The following is a 13,021-nucleotide window of genomic DNA, read 5'->3' on the forward strand; positions in this document are numbered from 1 at the left end:
CGGCGGAGCCCAGGTACGCAAGTGCTTCATGAGTGAGGTGACAGATTCCGCATGCCGGTTCGGTTGGCGAGATGAATCCGGTCCATAACTACCTCCCTAGTCGCCCAACGAGCCTCAGGGGCCCGCCCAGCGGGGCGCACGCGCTCGATCGTGCCGCAGTGATCCCTTGACCGCTTTGCCCCGCCTCCTCGGCTACCACTCACCTCAGCTCCCATCCCGTCTGCTCGGCTTTGCCTGGGTCGACGGCAGACGGGATGGGGGCTCCCCCCGCACGCCACCAACAACTGGCACTCGCGTACGGCGCCCCGTCCATCCCGGAGTCTGAGCGCCCCCGCCGGAGGCATCAATCCCTAAGGTCAAGCGGCTAATTGCTATGTGCGCGGCACGGGCGCCGGGCGGGCTGGAGCGGGGCGTAAGACAGGAGCGCAGGCCCGGCCGGGGGCCGGGCCGCGCGGTGAGCGGCGCGAGCCGCCTTGAAGCCGTAGGGAAGGTTGTAACTCACCGCTTGCCCAGGGTCTGCCACCACTCGCTCCGAGGTGCCCGCGCTGGTCGCGCTCTCGGCCGGGGTGAGGGGCACGTCTCGTGGCATCAGCTTCCGAGTATGTCGATGAGGTGGTCATCCAGGTCCGCGACGAACTTTTCGTGGCGCCAGGGCCGCAGTGCCTTGCGTGCCTGGCGTAGACGAAGCGCAGGCACACGCCCGCCGGTGCTGGCCGCGGTGGCGATGCAGCCGTGCAGGAGGTCCACGGCCCTTTCCGGCGCGTCGAGGCGGATGCAAGCCAGGGCCTGATCGGTTGTGACGATGGCTCGTTGTACCCGCTCACGCGGCGCTCCCAGGGCCTTTGCGCTGCTCGCGAAGACGTCGTGGGCGACCGCCGCGTCTCCTACGTACAGCTCGCACAAGCCCTCGAAGCCCCGCAGGTGATCAGCGCTGAAGCTCGTAGGCACCGGATCGCCGTCCGCGTCGCGTTCGACGTCGTACCAGGCAAGCGCCAGCGCGGTCTGCGCGTGCCGCTCGGCGTTCGACCGGGCGGCGATCTCGGCTTGCAGCGCGTGGGCTCGGGCCCGTACGCGGATGCTGTCGCCTGTACGGGCATCGCGTACCGCGGCGTCGACCAGCCCACGAGCCGCGCCGACGCCGGGGGTCGAGTACAGCGTGACCAGGGCGTGGCTCATGTGAACGATGGCTCGGCGCCACGTGGTGTCGAGCAGTCCTGCCGCGTCCGTTGCAGCCGCGTACAGAGCGTGGGACGCCTGGTCGTCACGGGTCTCGAAGGCCAACCGCCCGGCGAGGGTGTACGCCTGAGCGGCGACCGTGCGTAACCCGGGCAGCAGCGGCTCGGGCACGCCGCCGGCCAGCAGCCGTCGGCAGGACTCGGTCACGGGGGCGAGCAGGAGTTGCAGCCGGGCGAAGGGGAGCGTTCCTACTTGCGCGTTGACGTCTTCGACTGCCGTCCGGAGCCCGTCGAGGAGCGCGTCATCGGCGAGTGCCGGATCGGCGAGTGCGGTCGCGATGGACACCTGGGTGGCGGGCCCGAGCAGGGCGAGGAGGCCGGTCCCGCCATCGGTTGCCGTGCGGACCAGGAGGGTGCGTAGTTCGTGTAGCCGGGCCTCGGCTTCGCCCAGGTGCGCGAGGGCATCGAGCAGTTCGGCGAAGTCGCTGCCAGGCCCGAGTGAGATGTGATCGTCGACGCCTCGGGCATAGAGGTGCGCCAGCAGGAGCTGGTACCGGTCGCTGGGCAGGATGGGACGCGTCGTGCTCTCCCACCGGGCGACGGATCGCTGCACGCTCGGGACGGATGAGGCGAGGGGCTGGCCGAGGCGACGGGCCGTTTCGATGAGCGCCCGCGCGGTGTCGGCCAGAGACCAGCCCCGCGCCTTTCGGAGGGACTTGAGGGCAGCAGCACCGAGGACAATTTCGCACGTGCTCATGCCCTCATCATGCCCGTGATCCATGTCACACGGGCACGATAAGGTGTGGTTTCCCCTGTTCGGCACCGTAGTTGAGGGTCTGCCACGTCCCCGCTGTCCCCTGAGGCCCTGTGAGGGGGAACCCGATCACCATCTCGGAGTGATCGACCATCCACCGGTTCCGGGCGTGGAAGGCCGGGCTGCCCAGTTCTGCCGCATGCAGCTCGACGACCTCCGTGATGCGTCCGCGGCTACGGGTGATGGCCTGCTGCGCCTCGACGGGCTGCTGCCGGACGGTGCCGGCGACGACGATGGTGATCTGCGCGTGGGTGTTCCCGGCGAGCCACAGCAGGGACAGACTGTCGATTCCCTTGGCGCCGCCGATGTAGAAGCGGGTCTCATCACCTGCGAACGGGGCGAGGTAGCGGGCGAACAGCTCGGCATAGCTGTCGAGACCGCGATGCCCTGTCGACCGGGTGCCGGTGATGGTCACAGCGCGAGTCATGATCCACTCCGTGTCATTGGTTGTCATATCCTGCGGCGCCTGCCGGTGCGGTGACATCGATGCATGGACACATCCAGCTATCGCGGCCTCGCCGACCAGAGCACGTCTCCGGGGGCAGCGACGTGACAACGAGAACATTGCCATGGACGCCGCCGCGCGGCAGCGACGTCGAGATGGTCAAGGTCGGCCCTCACTGGGACGTCCTGCGCGCCCCCGCTGGGATCGGCGAACGGGCGCTGGGGTTACTCGGCGACGCGTCCGGCGCCGTCATCGCCGACTACGGCCTGATGTACTGGCTCATCCCGAGCGGCCACGCCCAGGGCTGGCAACGCCTTCGAACGGGGATCCACGCCCTGGGCGCGCAGGGCGCCGAGGTCACGTATGTCGGCGTACCGCCCGCGCACTGGAGGGGTGGTCCACGTCTGCACTGGCGCGTGCCCGTAGTCCCCGACCGGTACCTCACTGACCCCGGACGGCTCCGCGAGGCATTGGTGCGGGCGATTGCCGCTGAGTCCGCCGAGGGGGCGACGGCCCGGTGAGCGTTCAGGTCTGCGCCCGTTGTCAGGAGACCACTGGGCAGCCGGTCGTCGTCGCGATCGCGCACGGCGCGAGCGCGGGCGGTGGCGCCGTCTATGCCTGCCCCGACTGCGCGCCCACCTTCCCGCAGCAGCGGGACCCGTTCGACGGCACCCCCCTCGCCCGCGCCGACGCTCTGGGGCCGGTTCCTTGACCACGTGCCCGTGAGCGGGCGGGCTGCCGTCGTGCCGGATCCATCCGGGGCCCGGCCGGTCCGGGGATTCATCGTCCCTGACGCCGGTCCCGGCCCGCTGCCGCGCTGAGCTGAGGGGATCAGCTGTGAGGACCGGCCGACGGCCCGGCCCTGGTCGTGGCTCTGCTGACCGTCGCCGTTGATGTCAGATGTGGATGTCAAACGCCCCGGACCATGATCGGTCAGGGGCGTTTCGGCTGGTGCCCCCGGCAGGATTCGAACCTGCGACACCCGCTTTAGGAGAGCGGTGCTCTATCCCCTGAGCTACGGAGGCATGGTCGCTGGTAGGGCGGCCGAGGGTCAGCCTACCGGGTTCGGGATCGGAGTGCGGAACAGGTTGCCAACGTCGCGCTGTCCCGCTCGGTAGCGGGGGCGTGCCTGCGGGTAGTGGGATCGCTGGTCAGGGCGAGGGTGAGGCCCGATGTGAGCGTGGATTGCCCGCTGGGAGCGTAAGCGATCATGTGTCGGTTCCGGGGTGGGGCAGCGCCTCATCGGGCGGCGACCGGGTAGAGGTGATCACGGGTGCACGTACGGGCTGGTCTGCCTGGTGTTCAATACGAGCGGCAATCTACTGGCCCAGGGCGACCGTCCTATCAGTTTGAGGCTGGCTTATCCCTCTGAGTTCGACCTCATGGCTCGTATTGCGGCCTTCGGTTGTGTGGCCGTTCGACGGCATCAGTTGGCGTCACAACAGCATCTGCGAGTGTGATCGTTTCTTTTTGGCCTTTTGGGCGCCGCCCATGTTCGTGCAGCTCATGGCGGTGACCTGCTGCTGACAAGGCTGCCCGTCGGCGCTGACGAATTGCTGTTGATTCACTAACGCGTCACTAACGAAAATCGTGATGTTGCGCGATGTGGAAAATCGATGCAGGGTTACGTGGCGAGCCATCAGAACATCGACTGCGAGAGGTCGTTGCCTCCCGCCACCCAGGAAGGCCCCATGCCCACAAGCGCGATTACCCGTTCACGCCCGCGCGGCCCGGAGTTTCTCATATCGCTCATGGCCGCTTTCACCGCTCTTTTCCTCACGTCGTGCAGCGGTGACCCTTCGCAGGAGAGCGAGACCTCGCAGTCCCAGAACGGAAAGGGTGCGGTGAGCAACAACGCGGCGCCCGGGCAGGCGCCCGGGGAGAAGGTCGGGGCCAAGCCGCTGGGGGACGGCGGGGCGCTGTATCCGCGGGCGGTCCGGCTGGAGCACAGCGGGGAGGCGAACGGGCGCGTGCTCGCCTCGTCCGTCTCGCACGAGGGCGGCAACGGGGTCGGGGAGATCCAGGAGAGCACCGACGGCGGCAAGAGCTTCCGCCAGGTGGGCACCGTGTCCGCACCGCAGGCCGCGAACGGCAAGGGGCTGTGCTGCGCGACGCTCTACGAGCTGCCGCAGCAGGTCGGCGACATGCCTGCCGGGACGCTGCTGTGGGCGGCGTCGTTCGGGCAGGACGAGAAGCCGGACCGCCGGATGTCGATCCGGGTGTTCAAGAGCACCGATCACGGGCGGAACTGGAGCCATCTGTCCACGGTCGCCACCGCGTCGAACGCCAAGGGGCTGTGGGAGCCGGAGTTCTCCATCGACGCCGAGGGGAACCTGGTCTGCCACTACTCCGACGAGACCGATCCGCGCCACAGCCAGAAGCTCGTCGCCGTACGGTCGGAGGACGGCGTCTCGTGGAGCGGGCCCCGCGACACCGTGACCAGCAAGCTGGAGTCCGACCGGCCCGGGATGGCGGTCGTGCGGAAGCTGCCGAACGGGACGTACGTCATGACGTACGAGATCTGCGCGGCCGGAGGCAAGTACGCGTGCGTGGCGCATCTGCGGACGTCTCGCGACGGGTGGGACTGGGGCGACCCGGCCGACCTGGGTACCCGGGCGGAGACGGAGGACGGGAAGTACTTCCTGCATGCGCCGAATCTGGCCTGGGCGCCGGAGGAGGGGAATCCGCAGGGCAAGCTGCTGCTGGTCGGTCAGGCGATGTACAACAAGGACGGCAGCCGGGCTGAGGGCAGCGGACGCACGATCTGGACCAACAGCAAGGGTGGGGAAGGAGCGTGGCGCGAGATCCCGGCGCCCGTCGCCGTGAAGTCCGACGAGCTGGACTCCTGCCCCAACTACAGCTCCAGCCTGCTGCCGTCGGAGGACGGCCGCGAGGTGCTGGAGATCGCCACCGACTATGAGGGTGGGGTCTGCCGGCCGTACTACGCCACCGGCGGGGCATAAACGGCAGTTCATGAACGGTGTGGGCACCGTCGCTTGCCGCGGCGGTGCCCACAGTCGTTTGCGCGCGCTCAGCCCTCCGGGCGGAACTTCGCGATCGGGTTCTGGAGGGTGCCGATCAGCTGAAGCGCCCCCGCCGGGTCCTGGAGGTCGACCATCTCGCGGTTGTTGCGCAGCTGGAGCCGGTTGAGGCAGGACAGCGCGAAGTCCTCGGCGAACATGTCGTACTGCTTGAACTTGTCCGCGAGGTGCGGCATCGCGTCCTGGTAGCCCTGGACGGAGGCGGCGACCGTCTGCCAGAAGGTGTCCTCCTCGATCAGCCCGTCGGAGACGAGGATGCCGTTGAGGAAGCGCAGGAAGCAGTCGAAGACGTCGGTGAAGACGGACAGCAGTTTCTTGTCCTCGGGGACGTCCGCGCGGATGCGCTCGACGGCCGGGGGCAGGACCGCGTCCGGGTCCATGACCGCGATCTCCTCGGCGATGTCCTTGAAGATGACGCGCTGGACGGCGCCGTCCTCGATGACCAGGATGACGTTCTCGCCGTGCGGCATGAACACCAGGTCGTACGCGTAGAAGCTGTGCAGGACCGGGGTGAGGTAGGCGTCCAGGTAGCCGCGGAGCCAGGCCGCCGGGGTGAGGCCGGATTCCTCGATGAGGGCGCTGACGAACGAGCCGCCGTCGGCGTCGGTGTGGAGGAGGGAGGCCATGGTGGCGAGGCGCTGGCCGGGTTCCAGCGACGGGACGGGGCTCTCGCGCCACAGGGCGGCGAGCATCTTCCGGTACGGGGAGTACCGGTTGGTGGCGGCCTCGTACTGGCGGTGGTGGTAGCCGATGGCGGCCCGCTCGCGGATGATCGAGAAGCGGGCGGCCTGGAAGACGTCGTCGGCGGCGATGACGCCGGTCAGCCAGTCGTTGATGGCCGGGGTGGCCTCCATGTAGGCGGCCGAGAGGCCCCGCATGAAGCCCATGTTGAGGACCGACAGGGCGGTCTTCACATAGTGCTTGGACGGGTGGCTGGTGTTGTAGAAGGTACGGATCGACTGCTGCGCGAGGTACTCGTCCTCGCCGGTGCCGAGCCAGACCAGCCGCTGCTGGGCGACCTCGGCGGCGAAGCTGACGGACAGCTTGTTCCACCACTGCCAGGGGTGCACCGGCAGCAGGTGGTAGTCGGCGATGTCGAGGCCCTGGCCGCTGAGGGTGTCCGCGAAGCGGGCCCGGGTCTCCTCGCTCAGCTCGTCGCGCACCAGCGCGTCGTAGTCGAGGTCGGAGGAGGCGGTGAAGGTGGAGTGGTCGCGGTGCGCGGCCAGCCAGACCAGCTGGACGGGGCTCGCGGTCTCCGGGGCGTACGAGAGGTACTCGTGGATGCCGAAGCCGAGCCGGCCGTTGTTGGCGACGAAGCAGGGGTGGCCCTCGGTCATCCCCGTCTCGATCTCCTGGAAGCCGGACTTGGCGAGCTGGGCCGCGCCGACCGGCTCGGCGGCCAGTTTGTAGGCCGTACCGGAGAGGGTGGAGCTGATCTCCTCCAGGTAGACGGGGAGGATGTCGTCGCTGAGGCCGAGGGTGCCGCGCAGCTCGATGAAGAAGTCGAGGGCGTCCAGCGGGCGCTGCGCGCCGTCCTGGCCGTGGCGGGTGATGCTGTCCGCATCGACCAGCCAGTGGTCCAGGGTGAGGACGCGGGCGGCGAAGCGGTAGGTCACCGTGCCGTCGTCGCTGGGGACGGCGTACCGGCCGTCGTCGGCGAGCTCGGGCTTCAGCAGGCGCTCGTGCGTGAATTCGGCGAGCGCTTTGCGCAGGAGGAGGCGGCCCGCCCGCTCCCACAGTTCGGGGGTGAGGTGGGCGACGGCGTCGCGGGGGCTCATCGGAATACTCCTTGGGCGGCGCGCGCGGCGGCGAAGCGCTCGCGCGTGCAGGTACTGAGGTAGGCGTCCTTCTCCGGTTTGACGATCTTCTCGACGACGTCGAAGCCGACCGCCGCGTTCAGCGCGTGCACCGCGTCGTTGCGGACGTCGGGTTCGACGACGACGCGCCGGACGGCGGGGTCGCCGAAGCAGAACTCCATGACGGTGGTGATCACGGCGAGGGTGAAGCCGTGCACCGGGGTGTCGGTCGGCGCGCACAGGAAGTGCATGCCGACGTCGCCCTTGCGGGGCTCGTACAGCCCCACCAGCTCGACCTCGGCCGGGTTGTAGCGCTCGGCGAGGAAGGCGGGTTCGCCCTCGTGCAGGCCGATGAAGGCTTCGTGGTGCGGGTGGTCGGCGATCCTGCGGTACTCGGCCTCGGTGTCGGCGAGGCTCGCGTCCTGCATCATCCAGTAGGACGCCTTGGGGTGGGTCACCCAGCGGTGCAGCAGCGCGGCGTCCGTCCCCGGGTCGAGGGTGCGCAGGGCGAAGCTGCCGAGGCGGTCGTCGTGGCGTTCGAAGACGGTCATGTCAGGGGTCCCTCCGGCGCGCCGAACTCCTGGAAGGCGATCGACTTCTCGACCGGGTAGTGCTCGCGGCCCAGCAGCTCGCGGATGATCCAGGAGTTGCGGTACGGGCCCATGCCCAGGTCGGGGGAGGTGAGGCTGTGCGCCTGGGTGGCACCGTTCTGGAGGAAGATGCCGCGGCCCGTGGTGTCGATGCTGTAGTTGCGGGCGACGTCGAAGCGGCCGTGGTCGTCCCAGCGGATGCGGTCGCGCACCGGCTCCAGGAAGGCGGGCACCTGGTAGCGGTAGCCGGTGGCGAGGACGAGGCCCTGGGTGGTGAGGGAGAAGTCGCGCTCCTGCTCCTCGTGGCGCAGCCCGAGGGTGTACGTCCCCGTCGACTCGTCGTACGAGGCTTCGGTCAGCGCGGTGTTGGTGAGCAGCCGGGTCGGCACCGGGCCGTCCACGCTCTGCTGGTACAGCAGGTCGTAGATGGAGTTGATCAGCTCGGCGTCGATGCCCTTGAACAGGCCCTTCTGCTCGGACTCCAGCCGGTAGCGGGTGTCCTCGGGGAGGGCGTGGAAGTAGTCCACGTACTCCGGCGAGGTCATCTCCAGCGTGAGCTTGGTGTATTCGAGCGGGAAGAAGCGCGGGGAGCGGGTCACCCAGTTGAGGCGGTAGCCGTGGCTGCCGATGTCGGCCAGCAGGTCCTGGTAGATCTCGGCCGCGCTCTGCCCGCTGCCGACGATCGTGATGGACTCCTTGGCCTGGAGCGCCTCCTTGTGCTCCAGGTAGCGTCCGTTGTGCAGCAGGTCGCCGCCGAGCCCCTGGCAGGTCTCCGGGACGAAGGGCGGGGTGCCGGTGCCGAGCACCAGATGGCGGGCGCGGTGCTCGGTGGTCTCGCCGGTGGGGCGCCGGGAGCGCACGGTGTAGAGGCCGTCGGCCTCGTCGTACGTGACGCCGGTGACCTCGTGGCCGAAGCGGACGCTGGTGAGCTTCCCGGCCGCCCAGCGGCAGTACTTGTTGTACTCGGCGCGCAGCGGATAGAAGATCTCGCGGATGTAGAACGAGTACAGCCGCCCGGATTCCTTGAGGTAGTTGAGGAAGGAGTACGGGGAGGTGGGGTCGGCCAGGGTGACGAGGTCGGCCATGAACGGGGTCTGGAGGGTGACGCCGTCCAGCAGCATGCCCGGATGCCAGTCGAAGTCGGACTTGCTCTCCAGGAACAGGCCGTCCAGTTCCTCGATCGGCTCGGTGAGGCAGGCGAGGCCCAGGTTATAGGGGCCGAGCCCGACGGCGACGAAGTCGTATATGTGCGGGGTGGACACGGTGGTTCTCCGAGGTGTTGCGGCGGTCAGCGGCTCAGTCGGGCCAGCGGCTCAGGCGGGCCGGCGGCTCAGCTGGCGCGGGAGTGGCTGAGTTCGGGCTCGATGTGCAGGGCCAGGTACTGACCGGCGTGCTCGGCGAGGAGGTCGAGGACGAACGCGATGTCGCGCAGCGACGTCTCCGGGTTGAGCAGCGTGAACTTCAGGTAGTGACGGCCGTCCACGACGGTCCCGGCCACCACGGCCTCGCCCGAGGCGGCCAGGGCCTCGCGGGCGTGCAGGTTGGCGCGGTCGACGAGGTCCGCGTCGGAGTCGTCCCCGGGCACGTAGCGGAAGACGAGCGTGGACAGCTGCGGCTCGGTGACGACCTCGTACCGCGGGTCGGTGTCCAGCAGGTTCCAGGCCTCGGCGGCCCGGTCCACGACCTCGTCGAAGAGCGCCCCGACCGCGTCCGCGCCCATGATGCGCAGGGTCAGCCACAGCTTCAGCGCGTCGAAGCGGCGGGTGGTCTGGATGGACTTGTCGACCTGGTTGGGGATGAGCTTCTCGGCGCTGCGCTCGGGGTTCAGGTAGTCCGCGTGGTACGTGGCGTGGCTGAGCGTGACGCGGTCGCGGACCAGGACGGCGCTGGAGCTGACCGGCTGGAAGAACGACTTGTGGTAGTCCACGGTGACCGAGTCGGCGCGCTCGATGCCGTCGAGCAGGTGGCGCCGGGTGGGGGAGGCCAGCAGCCCGCAGCCGTACGCGGCGTCCACGTGCATCCAGGAGCCGTGCCGCGAGCACAGCTCGGCGATCTCGGGCAGCGGGTCGATGGAGCCGAAGTCGGTGGTCCCGGCGGTCGCGACGACGGCCATGACCACCTGGTTCTCCTGGCGGCAGCGGTCGAGTTCGCGGGCCAGGGCGACGGTGCGCATGCGCCGGTCCTGGTCGCAGGGGATCGAGATGACGGCCTCGTAGCCGAGTCCCAGGATGGCGGCGGACTTCTTCACGGAGAAGTGGCTGGCCTGGGAGGTGAGGATGCGCAGCCGCGGCAGGATCTCGGATTTCGGGGGGACGGGCTCCCCGGCCGCGGCGGCTTCCTTCTCCACCAGCTTGCAGGCCTCGTCGCGGGCCAGCAGCAGCGCGTGGAGGTTGGACTGGCTGCCGCCGCTGGTGAAGATGCCGTCGGCGGCCTCGCCGAGCCCGATGCGCTCGGCGGTCCAGTCGATCAGCCGCCGCTCGATCAGGGTGCCGCCCGCGCTCTGGTCCCAGGTGTCGAGGGAGGAGTTGACGGCCGAGAGGACCGCCTCGCCGAGCAGCGCCGGGATGACCACCGGGCAGTTGAGGTGGGCGAGGTAGCGCGGGTGGTGGAAGTAGACGGCGTCCTTGAGGTAGACGCGCTCCAGTTCCTTCAGCGCGGCCTGCGGGTCGCCCAGCGGGTGTTCCAGGTTGATGCCGGAGATCTCGGGGGCCAGTTCACCGGGGGTGACGCCGGTGAACGGGCGGTCGGTGCGGGCGACGGTGGAGGCCACCAGGCTGACGCCGTCGGTCACGGAGCGCCGGTAGCTCTCCACCGTACGGTCGTTGAAGAGGTGGGTCCTGCCATCCGCCGCCCCGGGTATCGACTCCGGCGACGGGTCCTCAGCGGTCTGCGCGAGGAAACTCACGGTCTGTCCTTCCTGGAGCATGCGGACGCACGGGTGTGGGCGCGCCTGCGGGCGTGCTTGTGGGGGTGGGTGTGGCGCTGTGGGGTGAGAGCGGGCATGCCGGGGCGCCGGCCGGGGGAGCCGGGCGCGCGGTGGCGCGCCTCGGCGTTCGTACGTCCCGTCGGCCAGTTGATGGGCTGGGGGTGGGGTCAGCGAGCGGGCAGGGGGAGGGGAGCGGTCAGGGGGGAGGGGACGCGGGTCAGTCGTCGGACTTCGGACCGGTGCCGCTCACGGCCTCCTCGACGAGCTGTTCCTCACAGGTGCCGAGCCGCCAGTAGCCGGTGAAGGTCACCGCTTTGCGCTCGAAGCCGCGTTCGCGCACCAGATGGCGGCGCATCTCCTTGACGGTTCCGGCCTCTCCCGCGATCCAGGCGTACGGGGTGCCGGAGGGCAGCTGGGTGGCGCGTACGTCGTCCAGCAGCAGGGCGGAGCGCGGGGAGCCGGGGGTGGCGTCGTCCCGGACCAGCCAGGTGATCTCGGCGTTGGCCTCGGTGTGCAGTTCCTGCACGTCCTCGGCGTGCTGCACCTCGATCCAGACCTTCGCCGGGGTGCCGGCGGGCAGCCAGTCGAGGATGCCGGCGACGGCGGGCAGCGCGGTCTCGTCGCCGGAGATCAGCACCCAGTCGGTGCCGGACGGCGGCCGGAAGTCGACACCGCCGTTGTCCTCGACGACCGGGCCCAGCAGGGTGACGCGGTCGCCGCGCTCGGCGCGCGCGGCCCAGCGGGCGGCCGGGCCTCCGTCGTGGTGCAGCGCGAAGTCGACGTCGATCTCGTCGGGTTCGCGGCGCTGCTCGCGCACGGTGTACGAGCGCATGATGCCGCGGACGGCCGGGTCCATCTTCCGCCAGGTGGCGAACCAGCCCTCGCCGTCCTCGACCGGCACGACCGGCGCGGGCTGGCCGGGGTGCGGCAGGAACAGTTTGAAGCGCTGGTCGCGGCCGCCGGTGGTGAAGTCCCCGAGGCCGGTGCCGCTGAAGGTGATCCGGGACATGGACGGTCCGAGCGCCCGGGTCCGTACGACGTGCGCGTCGAAGAAGCGGAACGGTACGGCGGTGGAGGAGGGGCGGGTGGAGGTGGCTGCGGTGGTCATGGGAGCGACGTCTTCCCTTCGCTTGCCTTGGGTCAGCGCGCCGTGGTCAGCGCCGGTGGCCGGTCGGCCGTCGTCAGCTGACCTTCTTCGCGTCCTGGATGGCCTTGGTGAGGGACTCGATGAGCGGGGCCGCACCGGCGTAGGAGAAGCGCGGCTCACTGCTCCAGGGCGTGATCTGGTCCGCCTTGACGGCGGGCAGTTTCGACCACGTCGGCTTGGACTTCAGGGCGCCCGGCTGGAGGGTCGCGGTGCGGTTGTCCAGGAACAGCACATCCGCGTCGTACTTGTCGGCGTTCTCCCAGCTCAGGCTCTCGAAGTAGCCGCCCTTGTCGGGCTTCTGAGGCTGTACGAGGTCGACGCCCAGCTCCTTGAAGTACATCAGGTCGGCGTTGATCTCCGGGTTGGAGACATAGAAGAGATCGGCGCTGGCGGAGCAGGCCATGACCCGGATCTTGTGCGATTTGGCGGTCTTGCGCAGTTCCTCGGACGCCTTCTCGAAGCGTGCCTTGGCGTCGGTGACCTTCTTGGCCTTGAGGTCGGCGCCCAGCGCCTCGGCGAGCGCGGCGTAGCGCTTGATGGGCTCCAGCATGGAGACCCGGCCGGTGGTGATGGCGCAGCTGGGGGCCAGTTCGAGGATCTTCTTCTTGCTGTCGTCCGGGATGTAGAAGAGCGCACCCGGGTCGAACATGTTGGTGATCAGCAGATCGGGGCTGAGCGAGGCGTACTTCTCGACGTTGAACTGGCCCCAGGCCTGGCCGAGGCTGGTCAGCCGGTCGACGTCGATGCCCCCGGCCTGCGGGTCCGGCTTGCCGTTCTTGAGCTTGGTGGGGCCGAAGACGCCGGTGATCTGCTTGTCGATGCCGAAGTCATAGAGCGCGGCGGCCGAGGCGACGTACGCGACGATGTGCTGGGGAGGGCCATCGTTGGTGATCTTCTTCTTGCGGTCGTCGGTGAAGGACCAGGAGCCGCCGCCCTTTTCGCCGCCGGATCCCGAACCGCCCTTGCCGCCACAGGCGGTGACGAGGGCTCCGAGTCCGGTGGCGCCGCCCGCGGCGAGCAGGCCGCGGCGGGAGAGCGGGAGTTCTCTGGCGTGGCGCATGGACCGCATGGTGGTGCCTTTTCTCAC

Annotated in this window: 12 protein-coding genes and 1 tRNA gene; 3 read left to right on the forward strand and 10 right to left on the reverse strand. The window is 69.4% G+C overall.

Annotated elements, in window-relative coordinates; all coding sequences use genetic code 11:
* Positions 1 to 588 precede the first annotated feature (588 nt).
* Together HYQ63_RS26135 and HYQ63_RS26140 are read right to left on the reverse strand one after the other, a co-directional pair.
* Positions 589 to 1,932: a hypothetical protein gene (locus HYQ63_RS26135; protein ID WP_179936350.1), complete on the reverse strand. Its 1,344-nt coding sequence runs from the start codon at positions 1,930 to 1,932 to the stop codon at positions 589 to 591.
* A 25-nt stretch (positions 1,933 to 1,957) separates the two neighbouring features.
* Positions 1,958 to 2,416: a hypothetical protein gene (locus HYQ63_RS26140; protein WP_179936351.1), complete on the reverse strand. Its 459-nt coding sequence runs from the start codon at positions 2,414 to 2,416 to the stop codon at positions 1,958 to 1,960.
* 173 nt (positions 2,417 to 2,589) lie between these two features.
* Between HYQ63_RS26140 and HYQ63_RS26145 the strand changes: the two genes are divergently transcribed.
* Both HYQ63_RS26145 and HYQ63_RS26150 read left to right on the forward strand, forming a co-directional pair.
* Positions 2,590 to 2,955, forward strand: coding sequence for a hypothetical protein (locus tag HYQ63_RS26145; protein ID WP_179940512.1), 366 nt, complete (start codon positions 2,590 to 2,592; stop codon positions 2,953 to 2,955).
* Positions 2,952 to 3,146 carry a hypothetical protein gene (locus tag HYQ63_RS26150; protein WP_179936352.1) on the forward strand — a complete coding sequence of 65 codons (195 nt, stop codon included), beginning with the start codon at positions 2,952 to 2,954 and terminating at the stop codon, positions 3,144 to 3,146. The genes HYQ63_RS26145 and HYQ63_RS26150 overlap by 4 nt, the downstream gene beginning before the upstream one ends.
* A gap of 237 nt (positions 3,147 to 3,383) precedes the next feature.
* Here HYQ63_RS26150 and HYQ63_RS26155 read toward each other — a convergent pair.
* A tRNA-Arg gene (locus HYQ63_RS26155) sits at positions 3,384 to 3,459 on the reverse strand.
* Between the two features lie 411 nt (positions 3,460 to 3,870).
* A complete protein-coding gene (locus tag HYQ63_RS26160; RefSeq protein ID WP_179936353.1) occupies positions 3,871 to 4,074 on the reverse strand; it encodes a hypothetical protein in 204 nt (67 codons plus the stop codon).
* Between the two features lie 111 nt (positions 4,075 to 4,185).
* Here HYQ63_RS26160 and HYQ63_RS26165 point away from each other — a divergent pair, with 111 nt between their 5' ends.
* Positions 4,186 to 5,397: an exo-alpha-sialidase gene (locus tag HYQ63_RS26165; protein WP_257232125.1), complete on the forward strand. Its 1,212-nt coding sequence runs from the start codon at positions 4,186 to 4,188 to the stop codon at positions 5,395 to 5,397.
* A gap of 68 nt (positions 5,398 to 5,465) precedes the next feature.
* Here the strand turns inward: HYQ63_RS26165 and HYQ63_RS26170 are convergent, their stop codons facing one another.
* From HYQ63_RS26170 to HYQ63_RS26195, 6 genes are all read right to left on the reverse strand, one after another.
* On the reverse strand, positions 5,466 to 7,253 hold the full coding sequence (locus HYQ63_RS26170) for an IucA/IucC family siderophore biosynthesis protein (protein ID WP_179936355.1): 1,788 nt from the start codon (positions 7,251 to 7,253) through the stop codon (positions 5,466 to 5,468).
* Complete coding sequence (locus HYQ63_RS26175) at positions 7,250 to 7,822, reverse strand: GNAT family N-acetyltransferase (RefSeq protein WP_179936356.1); 573 nt, start codon at positions 7,820 to 7,822, stop codon at positions 7,250 to 7,252. Before HYQ63_RS26175 ends, HYQ63_RS26170 begins: the two co-directional genes overlap by 4 nt.
* Complete coding sequence (locus tag HYQ63_RS26180; RefSeq protein WP_179936357.1) at positions 7,819 to 9,123, reverse strand: lysine N(6)-hydroxylase/L-ornithine N(5)-oxygenase family protein; 1,305 nt, start codon at positions 9,121 to 9,123, stop codon at positions 7,819 to 7,821. The genes HYQ63_RS26175 and HYQ63_RS26180 overlap by 4 nt, the downstream gene beginning before the upstream one ends.
* Before the next feature lie 68 nt (positions 9,124 to 9,191).
* Positions 9,192 to 10,766 carry an aspartate aminotransferase family protein gene (locus HYQ63_RS26185; protein WP_306664839.1) on the reverse strand — a complete coding sequence of 525 codons (1,575 nt, stop codon included), beginning with the start codon at positions 10,764 to 10,766 and terminating at the stop codon, positions 9,192 to 9,194.
* A 238-nt stretch (positions 10,767 to 11,004) separates the two neighbouring features.
* A complete protein-coding gene (locus tag HYQ63_RS26190; protein WP_179936358.1) occupies positions 11,005 to 11,895 on the reverse strand; it encodes a siderophore-interacting protein in 891 nt (296 codons plus the stop codon).
* A 73-nt stretch (positions 11,896 to 11,968) separates the two neighbouring features.
* On the reverse strand, positions 11,969 to 12,994 hold the full coding sequence (locus HYQ63_RS26195; RefSeq protein ID WP_179936359.1) for an ABC transporter substrate-binding protein: 1,026 nt from the start codon (positions 12,992 to 12,994) through the stop codon (positions 11,969 to 11,971).
* Between the last annotated feature and the right edge of the window lie 27 nt (positions 12,995 to 13,021).

Origin of the sequence: Streptomyces sp. Rer75, from assembly GCF_013414305.1 — a bacterium.
GTDB classification, from domain to species: domain Bacteria; phylum Actinomycetota; class Actinomycetes; order Streptomycetales; family Streptomycetaceae; genus Streptomyces; species Streptomyces himastatinicus.